Consider the following 14,928-nt stretch of genomic DNA (forward strand, 5'->3'; position numbering starts at 1 on the left):
TATTTCCGGGCGAGGGCGACCGACGATGGCGCACGCACCCGCTCGGCGGGCGGGCGCCACCGCGCACACGCGTGTCGGCGCCGGGCCCTACATGGGGTCCATGGTGGCCGCCTCCGGCCCGCCGAGCCGTTCGCATTCCCTCCGGATCTCCAGGGCCCTGCGGATCAGCTCCCGGCGTCGCGCCGGATCGGGCGACCGCTGGGCCTGGAACTCCAGCTCCTCGGCCTGCCGACGCAGCTGCCGGGCGTCTTCCTCTGCATCCTTCATGAGCGATCGATCCTTACCTGGGAGGGCGGTCTTCCGGTTCGGTGGCGACACGGTGCTCGGCGATCACCGACAGCCCCATCATGCTGGTCCGGCTCCCGGCAGCGGCGTAGCGACCGGCGCGCCCTACGGTGTCGACGTCGGCCGTGCGCCGCCCTCGGCCGGGGCCCGCCCGAGTGGTTCCTCCCGCTCCGCGAGCGCGGGGACGCACGCGAGCAGGCCGGCCGTCGAGGTGATCTCCAGCATCCTGATCATCTGGTGCCCGGGCGCGGCGAGGACGAGTCGACGGCCCAGGTTCAGGGCCTGCTGCCGCGCCTCCAGGAGCACGTTCAGTCCCGTCGAGTCGCAGAAGGAGGAGTTCCGGAGGTCGACGACGATCTCCGAGCGGGCCGGGGCCCGGGCGAGCGCCGCCGCGAGCGCGGTACGCAGGTCCTCCGCGTGCTCCAGGTCCATGTCACCGCTCACGCGGACCACGTAGGGGCCGGGACCGTGGGGCTGCGTCGTGCCGGTGTTCATCGTGCACCTCCTGTACGGCACCAGGCGTCTGCCCCGCCCCGGCCCGGGCATGCGTACCCGTGCCCGTCCGCGGACGAGGGCCGGCCGCCCCGGCGGTGCGACGGGTGGCAGCGGGTAGGAGCGAGGCAAGGCAGAACCCGACCTGAAAGGAGCCTTACGTCATGGGAGGCATGCAGGACAAGCGGCAGGAACCCGGCAAGGGCCGCGAGGAGCAGGCGCAGGACCTCACGACCCGCCCCGGCCAGACCCAGGAGCACCGAGGCGGCGGCCGCCGCACGGACCGGGATCGCCACCCCGAGCCGACCCCGCACCGCGAAGAGCGCCACGAACGCGGCGGACGTGGCAAGGAGGGCTGAGCGAGGACGGACCGTACGCCGCGCGGGGGCGGAGGGGCCTCGGGGGTTCAGGGCTGTCGGACGGCGTCAGCCGCGGAGGGCGGCGAGGCCTTCGGCGCAGCCCGTGTAGCGGGGGGTCCAGCCGAGTTCGGTCCGGGCCCGGGCGTTCGAGACGCGCAGGTTGGTGGTGAACATCCGGTGCGCGTACGGCATCGGCCGCGTCAGCCAGGCCGGCACGGTCCTCGGCGCGGGAGTGCCGAACACCTCCGCGACCGCGCGGACGTGGGCGCCGAAACCCGTCGGGGTGTCGTCCACGACGTTGTACGCCCGCCCCGCCACCCCGCCCTCCACCGCGAGCGCCACCGCCCGCGCGGCATCGCGCAGTTCGACCCACGGCAGCACGCGACCCCGGTCGGCGACGGCCGGCAGCTTCCGCTCGCGCAGCAGTCCCACCAGCGCCTCGGTGCCGCCGGGACCGTAGAACAGCCCGAAGCGCAGGGCGACGCCCTCGATGCCTTCGGCGCCGAGCATCAGCTCCTCCTTGGTCCGCATCGCGTCCACGTGCGCCTGCGACCCCCGGTCGAGCCCGCCGGCCCCGAACCCGTCGTCCTCGTCCAGCACCCGGTCCCCGAAGTCGCGGTACCCGTACCCGAAGACCATCGACTCGGCGATCATCCGCCGCGCCCCCACCGCCCGCGCGGCCTCGACCAGGTTCGCGGTGCCGGTGGTTCTCAGGGCGTCGGTGGCGGCCATGTCGCGGTGTCTCATCGGCGCCTCGCGCAGCGCGGTGGCGGCGTGCACGACGACGTCGACCCGCAGTCCCTCGACGGCCCGCAGCAGGCCCTCGCGGTCCGTCAGGTCGGCGACGACGTCGTTCTCCGCCCCGCGCCCCAGCCCCAGTACGCGGTGGCCCGCCCCGGTGAGCTCCTTCGCGATGTGGCGTCCGAAGACCCCGCTCGCCCCTGCCAGCAGCACGTTCTCGATGTCGTTCATGCCCATGTGACAAGTCGGCCCGCCCGGAACGTGACACTTCCGGAAGTGACCCCCGTCACTCTGCGGGGTCACGGGGCGGCGGCGTCCTCGTAGAGGCGGAACAGGCGCGGTCGCCCGGGTCCCCCGTCGTGCCCGACGGCCAGGGCTCGTGGCCGCGCCTCACCGCGACCGCGGTGTTCGCGCCGAGGTCCCCGTTCGCCGCGGGCTTCCTGACCGACCAGCGGGATTTCCTGGCCTCGCTCGGGGCGACCGCGCGCTGAGCGGGCGAGCCACGGTCGGCACGCCGGGACGGCCTCGGGGCGGCCTCAGGGAGGCAGGTCCCCCCGCCCGCGCTCGCCGCGCAGCACCTCCCGCAGGTCCGTGAGGCGGTCGAGGCCGTACACGGCGCGGGCCGTGCGCGGGTTCGCCGCGAGCACGTCACGGTGGCGGTGCACGAAGGACCAGTACCCGGTCGTGTAGGGGCAGGCGCGGGGCCCGGTGCGGTCCCCCGGCCGGTAGGCGCAACCGCCGCACAGGTCGCTCATGCGGTGGATGTAGGCGCCCCCGGAGGTGTAGGGCTTGGTCGTCATCCGCCCGCCGTCGGCGTACTGCGACATGCCGACGACGTTCGGCAGCATCACCCAGTCGTAGCCGTCGACGAAGCAGCGGTGGAACCAGTCGGTCACCTCGCGCGGGTCCCACCCCCGTTGGAGGGCGTGACTGCCGAGCACCATGAGCCGTGGGATGTGGTGCGTCCACCCCGTGTCGCGGACCTGCGCGAGGGCCGTGGCCAGGCAACGGGCCGTGACGGCGTCGGCGTCGAGTTCGGCGAACCAGCGGGGGAGCGGCTCACGGTGCCCCAGCGCGTTGCTGTCGCGGTAGCCGTCCCCGAAGTGCCAGTAGAGCTGCCACACGTACTCGCGCCAGCCCGCGATCTGCCGGACGAACCCCTCGACGCTGTTGACCGGCGCCCGACCGTCCCGCCAGGCCCGTTCGGCCTCCTCGACCACCTCCAGCGGGTCCAGGAGGCCCAGGTTGAGCGAGGAGGACAGCAGGCTGTGGCTCATGACGGGATCCGCCGCGAGCACGGCGTCCTCGTACGGGCCGAAGTCGGCCAGCCGCTTGTCGACGAACCGGCGCAGGGCCGCCAGGGCCTCGCGGCGCGACGCCGGGAAGAGCCGGGGCCCGTCCCGACCGACGAACTCGATCCCGTCCTCGCGCTGCCACCGGTCCAGGTCCGCGCGGACCTCCTCGTCGATGGCGTCCTCCCGGGGCCGGTAGGGCCGCGGGGCGCCCAGCGTCGCGCAACCCCTGGGCGGCGGTTCCCGGTTGGCGTGGTCGTGGTTCCACCGACCGCCGGCCGGGGCGTCGCCGTCCATGAGCAGGTTCAGCTCGCGGCGCGTCCAGTGGTAGAAGTCCTCCTGCCGCAGTTCACGTCCCCCGCGCAGGTCGACCCAGGCGCGGAAGGACTCGCGCGGGATCAGGAACCCCCTGGCCGGCAGGACCCGGACCCGATCGAGACCGCGTACGAACGCCGCCGCGGCGTGGGACGTCGGATGGTGGACGGTGAAGGGATCCCTTCCCGGCAGCCCGCGCAGGCCCTCCCCGTAGGTCTCGGCACGCACGTAGTGGACGTGGTCCCCCAGCTCGGCCGCCCTGTGGCGCATCGCCGACAGGACGAGGTGCGCCTTGGCGCGGTGGAAGCGCCTGCGCCGGAAGACCGCCCGGGACTCGATCATCACCACGCGCGCGTCGCGGGAGGGACCGTCGTCGCCGGGATCCAGGAAGTGCGGTCCCAACTGGTCACCGAACAGCCAGTGCCATCGCATCTCGACTCCTTGCCGCCGCCGGGGACGACGCTATCCGAGCCGGCCCGACGAACCGGTCGCCGAGCCGTCGTGTCGGCCCGCGAACGGCGCCGGCCGGCAGGGCCGCACCGCACGGCATACTCGTCCCACGTCCCGACAAGGAGCCCGCGTGACACCCCTCAGAGCCGAAACCCTCCACACCGACCGGTTGACCGTGCTGCCCCTGCGGGTCGAGCACGCCGACGAGATGGCCGTGGTGCTGTCCGACCCCGACCTGCACTCCTTCATCGGCGGCACTCCCGAAACCGCCCCGGACCTGCGCGCGCGGTACGCACGCTGGGAGGCCGGTTCACCGAACCCCGGCGAATCCTGGTGCAACTGGGCCATCCGGCTCCGCGACGGGCAAGGCGGTCCCCTGACCGGCACGCTCCAGGCGACGATCACCGCCGACGACCGGGGCGCCACCACGGAGTTGGCCTGGGTCGTGGGAACCCCCTGGCAGCGCCGCGGCATCGCCGGCGAGGCGACCCGAGGGCTCGTCGCCTGGCTGCGCACGCTCCCGGTGCACACGGTCCTCGCCCACATCCACCCGGACCACGAGGCCTCCGCCGCCGTCGCCGCTGCGGCCGGACTCACCCCCACCGACGAGCGGGTCGACGGCGAGGTCCGGTGGCGGCTGGTGATCGACTGAACGACGGCCATCAACAGGGCTTCGCCGGGCGGACGTTGGGTAGGGTGACCGCATGATCGACATACGTCGCGCCACGGCCGACGACGGCGGCGTCCTCGGCGAGATCCACGCCGCGGCCTGGGAGCGGACGTACGCGCCCTTCTTCGAAGCGGAGTTCGCCGCCCGGGCGGTGGAGAGCCGGCGCACCCGATGGCACGACAGGGTCGTCAGGGCGACGCCGGAGATCCTGATCGCCGAGCTGGACGGTCGCCCCCTGGCCCTCTCCTCGTACGCCCCGTCGGCGACCCGACCCGGCCGCGCCGAGATCCTCAGCTTCTACAACCACCCCGACGGCTGGGGCAGCGGCGTCGCCGCCGCGCTGATGGCCGAGACCCTGCGCCGGCTGCGCGCCGGCGGGTTCGCGCAGGCGCACCTGTGGACGCTGCGCGACACCCCCCAGTCCCACCGCTTCTACGCGAAGACCGGCTTCCACGAGAGCGGCGCCGCCCGCGCCTGCGACTTCGGCGAGGGGAACCTCCTCCCGCAGGTCGAGTACGAGCGCCACCTCGACGTCAGGAACTAGGCCCGGCCGGAGGGCGGGGGCGGGTCCGGTTGAACGGGGCGTGAGGGCGGGCGTCTCACTCGGGGCGGCCGAAGCGGTGCGCGGCCCAGAGCAGGGCGACGACCCCGATCGTCAGGAGCCCCGCCGCTTCCAGGAGGAGCGGGGGTTGGTGCCCGAACCACGTGATACCGGCCACGGCCGCCCCGTCCGGCTCCCGGAGGGCGACGACGCGGCGCAGCAGGTCGACGCCGTGGGCGAGCGGGTTGAAGGCGGCCGACGCACGGGCCCAGCCCGGCAGGCTCTCCAGCGGGAAGAAGCCGCCGGACAGGAACAGCAGCGGCATCATCACCAGGCCGAGCAGCATCTGGAACATCTCGGCCCGGGCCAGGCTCACGGCCAGGGCCAGGGACAGGGCGGTGAGGGTGAACGAGGCGAGCACCATGCCCGCCAGGAGCAGGACCAGCAGGATCGGGTCGTAGGGCAGACCGACGGTGCCGACGAGGGAGAGCAGCACGGCCCCCTGGACCGTGGCGACCGCGGTGCCGCCGGCGCAGCTGCCCAGGAGCAGGGTGGAGCGACGTACGGGGGCCATGAGCAGTTCGCGCAGGTAGCCGCTCTGCCGGTCGGTGATCAGCCGGATGCCCACCACGATCGCCGGGGACTGGATCGTCATCATCAGGATGCCGGGGAAGAGGTAGGTCCGGTAGTCGACGCCCAGCCTCGCGTCGGGGATCAGGGCCGCCAGGCCGCCGCCGAGGATGAACAGGTAGAGCACCGGCTGGATCAGCATCAGCGCGGTGTGGGTGCGTTGGGAGGCCAGGCGCAGCAGGTCGCGGTGGACGAGGGCGTGGACGGCCCGGAGTTCGCGGCGCAGGGCGGCGAGCGGCGACCGCCGCGGGGCGTCCCCGACACGGGGGGTTCGAGGGGCTCCCCGCTCCCGCACGGCGGAGGTGCTCACGGGCCCTCCCCGCTCGTCGTCGCCACCGGGGGCGCCTTGTGGATGCTGCGCCCGGTGTGGTGGAAGAAGACGTCGTCGAGCGTCGGCGGGGTCGCGGAGGCGGCGTGCACGGCGATGCCGTGCTGTGCCAGGGCCCCGCACAGGCGCGGGATCCAGGAACCGCCGTCGGGTACCCGCAGGGCGATCCCCTCGCCGTCCGAGGTCGTGACGGTGCCCGGCGGCGCGGTCCGGCGCACGACCTCGCGCGCCGCGCGGTCGTCACCGGTGCGCAGCACCACGCGGTCGTCCCCGATCGCGGCCTTCAGCGCGAGCGGCGTGCCCTGGGCCACCAGGCGGCCGTGGTCGATGATGGCGAGACGGTCGCAGTTCTCCGCCTCGCCCAGGTAGTGGGTGGTGACGAAGAGGGTGGTGCCCTGCCGGTCGCGCAGGGCCCGCAGGTGTTCCCAGACCTGGGCGCGGGCGTGGGGGTCGAGTCCCGTCGTCGGCTCGTCGAGGAACAGGATCCGCGGCTCGTGCAACAGCCCGCGGGCGATTTCGAGGCGTCGTCGCATACCGCCGGACAGGCTGCGGACCGGGGAGCGCCGCCGGTCGCCCAGACCGACTGCCTCCAGGGTCTCGGCGGCGCGCAGCCGGGCGTGGCGGCGGCCCAGCCCGTAGAGGCGGGCGTGGATGTGGAGGTTCTGCTCGGCCGTCAGGTCCGTGTCCAGGGCGCTGTGCTGGAACAGCATCCCGACGTGTCGTCGTACCCGCTCCGGTCGGTCGAGGACGTCGGCGCCGGCCACCGTGGCGCTTCCGGCGGTGGGGCGGGCCAGGGCGCACAACAGGGCGATGGTGGTGGACTTGCCGGCGCCGTTGGGGCCGAGGAAGGCGAAGGTCTCGCCCTGCCGTACGTCCAGGTCCAGGCCGCGCACGGCGTGGGTCGTGGTTCCGTCGGGACCCGGGTAGCTCTTGACCAGGCCCCGCGTGGTGATGGCGTACGTCGTCCCGTGGTCCGTCCGTGCGCCGTCCGGGCCCTCGCGGGCGGCGTCCGGGGCGGTGGCGGGGAGGGCGTCCGGGAGGGTGGCCCGGGCGGGGGCGTCGGCACCTGCGGGTGGCTGCATGGGCGGGTCCTCGTCTGCGGGGGTGGTCTGCGGACTCGGCAGGACGGCGGTGGAGCCGGGAACGGGTGGGGAGGGTCGCCGGCCCCACCGCGCGGTGGAGCGTGCTCCGACAGGTGGCCACCGCCGTGGGCGGTCACCTGTCGGAGGTCGTGCGGCCCCGTGCGAGCCGGAGCCTACTGCCCGGTCAGGCGCAGCTGATGCCCACACAGACGGTGTTGAGCAGCGTCAGGAGTCCGACGCACGCGCAGGTGTCGGCGAACGGGGCCCCGTCGACGCCGACCGGGTCGGTCTCGGGAAGGGCGTGCAGGTGAGCCAGCAGTTCGAGGTCGCGGTTCTCCATGGCTTTCTCCTTCTCTCGGAGGTGGCGGCAGGGCAGGTTTCCCTGCCGCTCAGCCCGGCTGCCTGGTCATCCAGAGCCGGGAGTCGGTGTGGCGGGTCCGCAGGAGGAACGCGAGGATCCCCGCCGATCCGTCGCTCCAGCTCGTCGAGACGTCCCCGTACTCGGTGGGGAAGACGACGTGGCCGGCGCGGTGGGCCCGTTCGGTCGCGATGAGGTGGGCCAGGTCCTCGGCCATCGCGTGGTAGGTGGTGTCCCCGGTGGCCGCGGCCATGTCGAGGAGGAAGTCCCCGTTGCCGGCCAACCCGTGGCACTGGGTCAGGGGGGCGCGGGAGGCGCGTTCGACCACGGCCCGGGCGGCGCCGTGGGCGAGTTCGCCGTAGCGGTCGTCCCCGGTGGTCCGCCACAGCCGGATCAGGAAGGTGCCGATGCCCGCCGAACCGTGGCACCAGTACGGGGCCGTGGGCACGTCGCCGGCCTGCGCCGGCCACTGGACGGTGTCCCCGATCCGTACCGCGCCTGCCACCAGCTCCTCGCCGGTCGTCACGGCCAGGTCGAGGTACCGCCGGTGCCCGGAGACCTCGGCGGCGGCGAGGAGGAAGCAGCCGATGCCGGACGCCCCGTGGGCGAAGCCGAGATAGCGTTTCCCGGCTTCCGCGGAGGCGGCTTCCGCCGGGATCGGCCAGCTCACCCCGGAGGGCTCGGGCCGCGCGGCGGCGGCCAGCCGATCGGCGGCGCCGACCACGAGCGCGGCCAGGCGCGGGTCGCCGGTGCGCTGCCACAGGTGGGCGGCGGCCATTCCGCTGCCGGCGCGGCCGTGGGTGATGTCGTGGCTCGGTGTCGTCTCCTGCGGTGCGAGGGCCAGGGCCGTCGCGTGCTCCGCGAGGCCGGGGTCGTCGACGGCGCGCGCCGCGTCGTACAGGGCCCAGGCGATGCCCGACCCTCCGAAGTGCAGCCCCGGACGTATGGAGCGGGTGTCGGTCCGCTCCGTGATCCAGCGCCCCGCGGTGGAGATCACCTCCGGCAGGCGCGGATCGCCGGTGAGTTCGAAGCAGCGGGTCAGCACGGCCAGTACGCCGGCCGCTCCCTGCTGCACCGTGCAGGGGTCCGTCTCGCCCGCCTTGGTGGACACGGGCCACAGGCGCCGCGCGTCCTTCGGCGTCATCGAGTCGACGAGGTGGTCGACGATCCCCTCCAGGGCGGCGGACACCGCGTCGGGCGCCGGCCGTCCACGGGCCGGGCCGGCCGGCGGGCCTTCCCGCCGCCGGGGCGGAGCGATCGCCCGGCGCAGGGCCTCGCCCGCCCCGGCCGGGTCCCCGCGCTCGCCCGGCTCGTCCCGCATCAGCCCGAGGATGAGCTCGGGCAGGCCGTCGGGCAGGGGGAACGCGGCGCAGGCGGCGTCCAGCCACTCGGCGAGCCGCCGGTCCGGGGACCGCTCGGCGGGCTCCTCGGGCAGCAGGTTGGGCACCTTGCCGGCGAGGACGAAGCACAGGGTGGCGCCGAGACTGTAGTAGTCGGCCGTCGGGGAGACGGGCGCGTCCGCCAGGCGCTCGGGCGCGCTGAAGCCGGGGGTCCCCACCGTCGTGGGCAGGGCGTCGTCGTTCTCCAGGACGGCGAGTTCGAGGTCGATGAGGCGCAGTTCGCCGTCCGGGCGCACCATGATGTTGCCGGGGGTGAAATCGCGCAGGACGCAGCCGCGGGCGTGGGTCGCGGCGACGAGGTCGATCAGTCGGCCGGCCTGGACGAGGGCGTCGGCGCGGTAGCGCGCGGCGCCGGTGTCGCGGAAGTGTTCGGCGACCCAGTTGCGCAGGGGGACGCCGGGGATCTCCTCCTGGGCGAGGAAGAGGTGTCCGCCGTGCTCGAACAGGGCGAGGGGCTCCGGCGCGAGGCCGGTGCCGCGCAGGTTCTCCAACGTCCGCGCCTCGGCCCGCAGCCAGTCGCGCACGTCGCGCCCCGAGGCGTCGGCCTCCACGTGCGGCCGGGCCTCCTTGATGACCACCGGCGCGCCCGTGGTGACGTCCGTGCCCCGGTAGACGCCGCCCTTGTTGGTGTGGCGGATCGCCTCCCGGACGGAGAACCGGCCGCCCAGCAGCACCGGCTGTGTCCCGGCATCCCGGGGCGGGGGCGCCACCGGAACCGACGCGGGGAAGGGGCTGACCGCCCAGGCGGGGGGCGCGTACCGGCCGGTGCGCTCGTCCTCGACGGGGTTGCCGTCGGGGTCCTCGATGTACCAGACCAGCAGTCCGGCGTCGGACAGGTGCCGCCGGCCGACGAAGGCGCCGTAGCGGTAGTGCACCAGGCTGTTCGCGGCGTACGGCTGGTCCGAGAGGATCCGGGGGCCGGCCAGGCCGGCCGTGGCGGTGTGCAGTTCGAGTGCGATCCGGGCGGCGTCCGCGTCGGAGCGGGGGTAGACGGTGAGGAACTTGCCCGAGCCGCCCCGGGGCGTGGCGCGGGAGTTGAGCGCGCCCACCTGCTCCAGGGACCGGGCGAACTTGAACATCGACGCGTCCCGCAGCAGTACCTCCAGGGCCCTCGCGAGGACCGTCGGAGCGGAGGCGGACGTCGCCGAGACGTGCAGCTTCCAACCCTGCTCGCGCGGTGTCGCGGACCGGGGGGTGAGCCGGCACCACATGTCGTCCGTGTCGGTGGTCCACCGCGCGGCCGTACCGGTCGAGTCCAGGGTCCGGCGGAGGAGTTCTTCGAGTTCGACTTCGATGGCGTGGCTCGTCATGCCCGTCCCCCTCAACGGCGAATACCGCGGGTTGGAATATGCCTTCGGTAAGCAAGAACGTACAACCGGGCCGCCGCGGGCGTCACTTGTTCCGGTGAGCGCACGGTGTTGTTGTGCGTCCGGATGGTGTGGGCCGGCGCGGAAAGGAAGCGCGGGGAGGGTGTGCGCGGTGGTGATGCACCGGGCGGCGGGGCGAAATCGTGGCCGGTGGGGTACCGGGTGCCCGTGGCGCGCATGGGACGGGGTGGGGCCGGCCCGGCCCGCTCCGTGTTCCCCGCCGCGCGGAGGCCGGGCGCGCGGCGGCCGAGAGGGGGAGCGCGTTTTCGTTTCGGGTGGAAAGGACGCGCACGGCAGGCCGGCAGGTGTTGTTGTCTGCGTCTTTTCGGTTCGATCCGCGAGGGATTCGACATTCGGGGGGCGTGTCGTATGTCGCCAAGGAAATTGAAGGGGAAATGAACTAAGCGGTGCCCCCGAACGCGACTCGAATCGACGACCGAAATCATCGGGTCCGACGGGGGCGGGCGGGGCGTGTGCGCCGGGTGGGACTGCGTCAGAGCGGCCGGCGCCGCCGTCGCCGATGGCGACCCTGTCTCCGGTTCCGAGGCCTGCCCCCGGCGTCATGCGTCCGTGCCGGATCCGGCGGCGCCCCCCCGGCCCGTGGGATCGGCGGGGGCCGAGAGTCGTGTCGGCTCGGGAGGCCGGGAGTCTCGTCGGGCAATCGGGATCGTGCACCGGCCCGTATCGCATTTTTAGGTCGCCTGACCTAAAATCTGGGGCATGATCACCGAACTGCGCGACGAACTGCGCCCGGACCCCTCCGGCCCCGTCCTCATCACCGGCGGGTACGGCACCGTGGGCGCCGAGATCGCCCGCGTCCTCGGGGCGGACACCCCGACCCTCCTCACCGGCCGCAACCCCGACCGGGGCGCCGCGCTGGCCGCCGAGGTCGGGGGCGAGGCGCGCGCCTGGGACCTGACGGACCCCACCCCCTTCCGGGCGGGCGTCCGCGCCGTCATCGGCTCCGTCAACGACCCCGACGACCGGGTACTGCGCGCCGCCGCGACCGCCGGCGTGCCCTACGTCGACATCACCCGCTGGACGGGCCGCCTGCAACGGGCGGTCACCGTCGCCACCCTGCTGCGGCCCGCCGCCCCCGTACTTCTGTCGTCCGCCTGGATGGGCGGGGTCACCAGCCTGGTGGCCGCCGCGTCGGCCGCGGAACTCGGCGGCGCCGAACGCGTCGAGATCGCCGTCCGCTGGGACATGGCCGACCGGGCCGGGGCGGACTCCGTGGAGTTCATGGACCGCCTGGGGGTGTCCTTCGAGGTGGTCGACGGCGGTAGCCGCCGGCTCGCCGCGCCGATGACCGAGGCCCGTACGGTGGCCGTCGGCGGAACGCCCGTACGCGTCGCCCGCATCGACACCCCCGAACAGTTCACCCTGCCCCTGACCCTCGGCACCACCACCGCCGTCACCCGCATCGGGTTCAGCTCCCCGGCCGCGACCAGGGCCCTGCTCGCGCTGCGGGGCACGGGGTTCTTCCGCTGGGCCGGAGGGGAGCGCTGGGCCCCCGCCCGCCGCGCCCTGCTGCACTCGCCGGGCGACGGCGGAACGGCCCGCCTGCGCGTGGACGTCACCCACTGCGGCCGCACCCGCACCACGACCGTCACCGACCCGCTCGGCCAGCACCACCTGACGGCGGTCGGGGCCGTCGCGGGCCTGCACCGCGTCCTGGGCACCGACGGATCGCCCGCCTCCGAGGGCGTGGTCTTCCCCGAACAACACCCGGACCCCGCCCGCGCGCTCGCACTCCTCTCCGCGCACGGCGTCGACCTCTCCTTCGACGAATACCCCGACGAGGACGCCGCCGACGACGCCGGCGCCCGCGGCACGGGCCCCGGCCGGGCCGGAACGCGGGCCGCCGCGTGAGCGCCGCGCCCGAACCGACCCCCAAGGGCCGGCAGCGGCGCGAGGCCCTCCTCGACGCCGCCGCGCACGTCCTCACCTCCTCCGGAGGGTCCGAACTGACCCTGAGGGCGGTCGCGGAGCACGCCGGCGTCCGCCTCGGCCACCTCCAGTACTACTTCCCCACCCGCGCCGCCCTCCTGGCCGCGCTCCTCGACCGCGTCCTCGCCGCGTCCCTGGAGCGGGTCACCGCCCTCACCGCCGCGCACACGGACGGCACCGACCGCGAGGCCCTGCTCGACGGCGTCCTGTCCGACCACGACGACCCCCGCCTGGTCCGGCTGTTCACCGAGGTGTGGGCCCTGGCCGCGCACGACGGGGAGGCGGCCGCGGCCGTCCGCGCCTTCTACGACCGCTACGCCGAGCACGTGGCCGCGTTCGTACGGGACCGGGCGCCCGGGCTGAGCGCCGCCGAGGCGCACCACCGGGCCGAGGTGTTCGTCATGCTGATGGAGGGCTCCGCCCTCTTCCGCTCGGGCATCACCGGCCGGCGCACCGCCGGCTCCGACGCCCGCCTGCGCGAGACCGCCCTCACCCTGCTCGGGGCCGCCGAACGCCCCTGATCACCACGCCCGCCCGATCGGGCGGACCCACCGGGGCGACCGGCGTCCGTCGGGTCGGCCCGTCGGACCGGCGGTGTCGGACGCGGCTCCTATCCTCGGGCCCATGACCATTCAGCGCATGGACAACGTCGGCATCGTCGTCGACGACCTCGACGCCGCCGTCGCCTTCTTCACCGCACTCGGCATGGAGCTGGAGGGCAGGATGCCGATCGAAGGGGGCTGGGCGGGGAAGGTCGTCGGCCTCGACGACATGCGGTGCGAGATCGCGATGATGCGGATCCCGGACGCACCGGGCCGGCTCGAACTGGCGCGGTACCACCACCCGAAGGCGATCACCCCCGAGCCGAAGACCACCCCGGCGAACACGCTCGGCCTGCACCGCGTCATGTTCGCCGTCGACGACCTCCAGGACACCCTCGCGCGCCTGCGGCCGCACGGCGCCGAACTCGTCGGCGAGGTGACGCGCTACGAGGACGCCTACCTGCTGTGCTACCTCCGCGGGCCGGGCGGAATCATCCTCGCGCTGGCCGAGGAACTCGGCTGAACGCTGGACGCTGAACGACGCCCCCGCCCCCGGCGGCCGCCGGGTCAGTCCGTCAGTCGGGCGAGCGCCAGCGCGTGAGCGCGGTCGAGGGACTCGGCGGCGGCGCAGGGGACGTCCGGCCGTACGCCGACGCCCTCCCAGTTCGTGCCGGAGACGGGGTTGACGGCGCGGGCCAGGGGGACGGTGACCTCCAGGTGGGGGTGCACGGTCCAGCCCTGGCACGGGTGGGCGCCGCCGCGGGTGGTCTCGCCGACGACCTCGGCGCGGCCGAGCTGCTGGAGGTCGTACGCCAGCTCCTCGGCGGCGGAGAACGTACCGGCGCTGGTCAGCACGTACAGGGGCTTGCTGCCGCCGAAGCGCGGGCCGGGGACGTGCGGCTGGCTCCAGGACTGCTCGACGCGGTCGCCGCCGCGCCAGTGCATGGTGTTGAGGTGGGTGCGCTCGTCGAGCAGGTGGCTGCAGACGAACGCCACCGTGTCCGGGTCGCCGCCCCGGTTGGAGCGCAGGTCGATGATCAGCGCCGGGGCGCGGGAGACCAGGGTCAGCGCGGCGCCGAGCGGTTCGGCGGCCCACTCCAGCGGGAACAGCATCGGCGCCAGTTCCAGCACGGCGACCCCGCCGTCGAGCAGCTGCACCCGGGGCGCACCGCCCAGCGAGGTGTCGAAGTCCCGGCGTATGGCCGCCAGGGTGGCCGCCCCCTCCTTCGGGGGTACCGGGGTGGCGTGGTGCTTCAGCCGCAGGTGCCGGTCGCCGTTGACGGACTGCAGGTCCGCGGTGACCAGTCGGGCGAGTTCCGCGGCGTCGTCGACGTCGTAGGCGCCCTCGGCGAGGCGTTCGCGGAGCAGGCCGGCGAGTTGCTCGGCCGTCTCGGGGAACACGTAGTGCTCGGTCAGCAGTCGGACCGTCTCGTCGACAACAGGGGTCGTGGAGAGCTTCGTTGGAGTCGTCATGGCAGGGAGTAGAGCACGGCCCTTGCGAAAGCGTCAAAGACTTTGGACACTTTCGGCATGCGTGATGAGTCTTCCCACCCGCAGCCTCCCGAGGACGTCCTGGAGATCGGCGCGCCCGAGCAGTTCGCGGCGCTCGCCCACCCGTTGCGCCAGCGCCTGCTCTTCGCCCTGGGCCACAGGCCCGCCACCGCGCGGCAGTTGGCGGCGCGGCTGGGCGCGGGGAAGGGCAATGTCGCCCACCACCTCAAAGTGCTCCGCGACGCCGGGCTCGTCCACATCACCGAGACCCGCCAGGTCCGCGGCGGCACCGAGCAGTACCACCAGCGCACGGCCCGCCGCATGGTCGTCGCCGAACCGCAGGCGGCGGGCACCGCGGCGATGCTCGCCGCCTTCGCCCAGGAGCTGGACCTCTCGCCCACGGAGACCCACCTGACGCTGCGCCACCTGCGCCTGAGCCCCGACCGGGCGAGGGAACTCGGAGAGACCCTCGCCCGACTGGTCGACGAGGCCGAGGATGACGCGGAGGAACAGCCCCTGCACGGCGTGCTGGTGGCGCTCTACCAACAGGGCCCGCCGACCGACACCACCCCGTCCGGCTGGTCCGGCTGATCCGGCTGGACAGCCTGGTGCTCCGACCGGGAGGGTTCACCGGA

Annotated in this window: 17 protein-coding genes; 8 read left to right on the forward strand and 9 right to left on the reverse strand. The window is 74.3% G+C overall.

Annotated features, from left to right (window positions below; all coding sequences use genetic code 11):
- Positions 1 to 87: 87 nt before the first annotated feature.
- Positions 88 to 267, reverse strand: coding sequence for a DUF6381 family protein (locus tag AB0D01_RS29950; RefSeq protein WP_363060678.1), 180 nt, complete (start codon positions 265 to 267; stop codon positions 88 to 90).
- A gap of 123 nt (positions 268 to 390) precedes the next feature.
- Positions 391 to 780 carry an STAS domain-containing protein gene (locus AB0D01_RS29955; protein ID WP_363060680.1) on the reverse strand — a complete coding sequence of 130 codons (390 nt, stop codon included), beginning with the start codon at positions 778 to 780 and terminating at the stop codon, positions 391 to 393.
- A 161-nt stretch (positions 781 to 941) separates the two neighbouring features.
- Here AB0D01_RS29955 and AB0D01_RS29960 point away from each other — a divergent pair, with 161 nt between their 5' ends.
- A complete protein-coding gene (locus tag AB0D01_RS29960; protein ID WP_363060682.1) occupies positions 942 to 1,136 on the forward strand; it encodes a hypothetical protein in 195 nt (64 codons plus the stop codon).
- A 66-nt stretch (positions 1,137 to 1,202) separates the two neighbouring features.
- On the opposite strand, the gene AB0D01_RS29965 is transcribed toward AB0D01_RS29960, so the two are convergent.
- Positions 1,203 to 2,108 (reverse strand): NAD(P)-dependent oxidoreductase, encoded by a 906-nt coding sequence (locus tag AB0D01_RS29965; protein ID WP_363060684.1) that lies wholly within the window; start codon positions 2,106 to 2,108, stop codon positions 1,203 to 1,205.
- Between the two features lie 128 nt (positions 2,109 to 2,236).
- Here AB0D01_RS29965 and AB0D01_RS29970 point away from each other — a divergent pair, with 128 nt between their 5' ends.
- Positions 2,237 to 2,368, forward strand: a complete 132-nt coding sequence (locus AB0D01_RS29970; RefSeq protein WP_363060686.1) for a hypothetical protein — start codon at positions 2,237 to 2,239, stop codon at positions 2,366 to 2,368.
- A 45-nt stretch (positions 2,369 to 2,413) separates the two neighbouring features.
- Here the strand turns inward: AB0D01_RS29970 and AB0D01_RS29975 are convergent, their stop codons facing one another.
- Positions 2,414 to 3,916, reverse strand: a complete 1,503-nt coding sequence (locus AB0D01_RS29975; RefSeq protein ID WP_363060688.1) for a cryptochrome/photolyase family protein — start codon at positions 3,914 to 3,916, stop codon at positions 2,414 to 2,416.
- A gap of 148 nt (positions 3,917 to 4,064) precedes the next feature.
- Here AB0D01_RS29975 and AB0D01_RS29980 point away from each other — a divergent pair, with 148 nt between their 5' ends.
- Together AB0D01_RS29980 and AB0D01_RS29985 are read left to right on the forward strand one after the other, a co-directional pair.
- The gene (locus AB0D01_RS29980; protein ID WP_363060690.1) at positions 4,065 to 4,586 is read left to right on the forward strand and encodes a GNAT family N-acetyltransferase; all 522 of its coding nucleotides are present in this window, start codon (positions 4,065 to 4,067) and stop codon (positions 4,584 to 4,586) included.
- Between the two features lie 52 nt (positions 4,587 to 4,638).
- Positions 4,639 to 5,148, forward strand: a complete 510-nt coding sequence (locus tag AB0D01_RS29985) for a GNAT family N-acetyltransferase (RefSeq protein ID WP_363060692.1) — start codon at positions 4,639 to 4,641, stop codon at positions 5,146 to 5,148.
- A 55-nt stretch (positions 5,149 to 5,203) separates the two neighbouring features.
- Here the strand turns inward: AB0D01_RS29985 and AB0D01_RS29990 are convergent, their stop codons facing one another.
- The 4 genes from AB0D01_RS29990 to lanL all read right to left on the reverse strand — a co-directional run bounded on the left by AB0D01_RS29990 (position 5,204) and on the right by lanL (position 10,253).
- The gene (locus AB0D01_RS29990; protein ID WP_363060779.1) at positions 5,204 to 6,001 is read right to left on the reverse strand and encodes an ABC transporter permease; all 798 of its coding nucleotides are present in this window, start codon (positions 5,999 to 6,001) and stop codon (positions 5,204 to 5,206) included.
- A gap of 80 nt (positions 6,002 to 6,081) precedes the next feature.
- Positions 6,082 to 7,185, reverse strand: a complete 1,104-nt coding sequence (locus AB0D01_RS29995) for an ATP-binding cassette domain-containing protein (RefSeq protein ID WP_363060694.1) — start codon at positions 7,183 to 7,185, stop codon at positions 6,082 to 6,084.
- Positions 7,186 to 7,369: 184 nt separating this feature from the next.
- Complete coding sequence (locus AB0D01_RS30000; protein WP_363060696.1) at positions 7,370 to 7,525, reverse strand: VenA family class IV lanthipeptide; 156 nt, start codon at positions 7,523 to 7,525, stop codon at positions 7,370 to 7,372.
- Between the two features lie 49 nt (positions 7,526 to 7,574).
- Complete coding sequence (lanL, locus tag AB0D01_RS30005) at positions 7,575 to 10,253, reverse strand: class IV lanthionine synthetase LanL (protein WP_363060698.1); 2,679 nt, start codon at positions 10,251 to 10,253, stop codon at positions 7,575 to 7,577.
- A 777-nt stretch (positions 10,254 to 11,030) separates the two neighbouring features.
- On the opposite strand from lanL, the gene AB0D01_RS30010 reads away from it, so the two are divergent.
- The 3 genes from AB0D01_RS30010 to AB0D01_RS30020 all read left to right on the forward strand — a co-directional run bounded on the left by AB0D01_RS30010 (position 11,031) and on the right by AB0D01_RS30020 (position 13,325).
- Complete coding sequence (locus tag AB0D01_RS30010; protein ID WP_363060700.1) at positions 11,031 to 12,182, forward strand: saccharopine dehydrogenase; 1,152 nt, start codon at positions 11,031 to 11,033, stop codon at positions 12,180 to 12,182.
- The gene (locus AB0D01_RS30015; protein WP_363060702.1) at positions 12,179 to 12,781 is read left to right on the forward strand and encodes a TetR family transcriptional regulator; all 603 of its coding nucleotides are present in this window, start codon (positions 12,179 to 12,181) and stop codon (positions 12,779 to 12,781) included. The genes AB0D01_RS30010 and AB0D01_RS30015 overlap by 4 nt, the downstream gene beginning before the upstream one ends.
- A 103-nt stretch (positions 12,782 to 12,884) precedes the next feature.
- Complete coding sequence (locus AB0D01_RS30020) at positions 12,885 to 13,325, forward strand: VOC family protein (RefSeq protein ID WP_363060704.1); 441 nt, start codon at positions 12,885 to 12,887, stop codon at positions 13,323 to 13,325.
- 44 nt (positions 13,326 to 13,369) lie between these two features.
- Here AB0D01_RS30020 and AB0D01_RS30025 read toward each other — a convergent pair whose 3' ends face one another.
- On the reverse strand, positions 13,370 to 14,275 hold the full coding sequence (locus AB0D01_RS30025; protein WP_363060706.1) for a S41 family peptidase: 906 nt from the start codon (positions 14,273 to 14,275) through the stop codon (positions 13,370 to 13,372).
- Positions 14,276 to 14,332: 57 nt separating this feature from the next.
- Here AB0D01_RS30025 and AB0D01_RS30030 point away from each other — a divergent pair, with 57 nt between their 5' ends.
- The gene (locus AB0D01_RS30030; protein WP_363060708.1) at positions 14,333 to 14,884 is read left to right on the forward strand and encodes a winged helix-turn-helix domain-containing protein; all 552 of its coding nucleotides are present in this window, start codon (positions 14,333 to 14,335) and stop codon (positions 14,882 to 14,884) included.
- The last annotated feature ends 44 nt before the right edge of the window (positions 14,885 to 14,928 follow it).

It is taken from the genome of Streptomyces sp. NPDC048606, assembly GCF_040650855.1.
Taxonomy (GTDB): domain Bacteria; phylum Actinomycetota; class Actinomycetes; order Streptomycetales; family Streptomycetaceae; genus Streptomyces.

Coding starts and splice junctions, on each gene's coding strand:
- AB0D01_RS29950 (WP_363060678.1), bottom strand. CDS start 267: ATGAAGGATGCAGAGGAAGACGCCCGGCAGCTGCGTCGGCAGGCCGAG.
- AB0D01_RS29955 (WP_363060680.1), bottom strand. CDS start 780: ATGAACACCGGCACGACGCAGCCCCACGGTCCCGGCCCCTACGTGGTC.
- AB0D01_RS29960 (WP_363060682.1), top strand. CDS start 942: ATGGGAGGCATGCAGGACAAGCGGCAGGAACCCGGCAAGGGCCGCGAG.
- AB0D01_RS29965 (WP_363060684.1), bottom strand. CDS start 2,108: ATGAACGACATCGAGAACGTGCTGCTGGCAGGGGCGAGCGGGGTCTTC.
- AB0D01_RS29975 (WP_363060688.1), bottom strand. CDS start 3,916: ATGCGATGGCACTGGCTGTTCGGTGACCAGTTGGGACCGCACTTCCTG.
- AB0D01_RS29985 (WP_363060692.1), top strand. CDS start 4,639: ATGATCGACATACGTCGCGCCACGGCCGACGACGGCGGCGTCCTCGGC.
- AB0D01_RS29995 (WP_363060694.1), bottom strand. CDS start 7,185: ATGCAGCCACCCGCAGGTGCCGACGCCCCCGCCCGGGCCACCCTCCCG.
- AB0D01_RS30000 (WP_363060696.1), bottom strand. CDS start 7,525: ATGGAGAACCGCGACCTCGAACTGCTGGCTCACCTGCACGCCCTTCCC.
- lanL (WP_363060698.1), bottom strand. CDS start 10,253: ATGACGAGCCACGCCATCGAAGTCGAACTCGAAGAACTCCTCCGCCGG.
- AB0D01_RS30010 (WP_363060700.1), top strand. CDS start 11,031: ATGATCACCGAACTGCGCGACGAACTGCGCCCGGACCCCTCCGGCCCC.
- AB0D01_RS30020 (WP_363060704.1), top strand. CDS start 12,885: ATGACCATTCAGCGCATGGACAACGTCGGCATCGTCGTCGACGACCTC.
- AB0D01_RS30025 (WP_363060706.1), bottom strand. CDS start 14,275: ATGACGACTCCAACGAAGCTCTCCACGACCCCTGTTGTCGACGAGACG.
- AB0D01_RS30030 (WP_363060708.1), top strand. CDS start 14,333: ATGCGTGATGAGTCTTCCCACCCGCAGCCTCCCGAGGACGTCCTGGAG.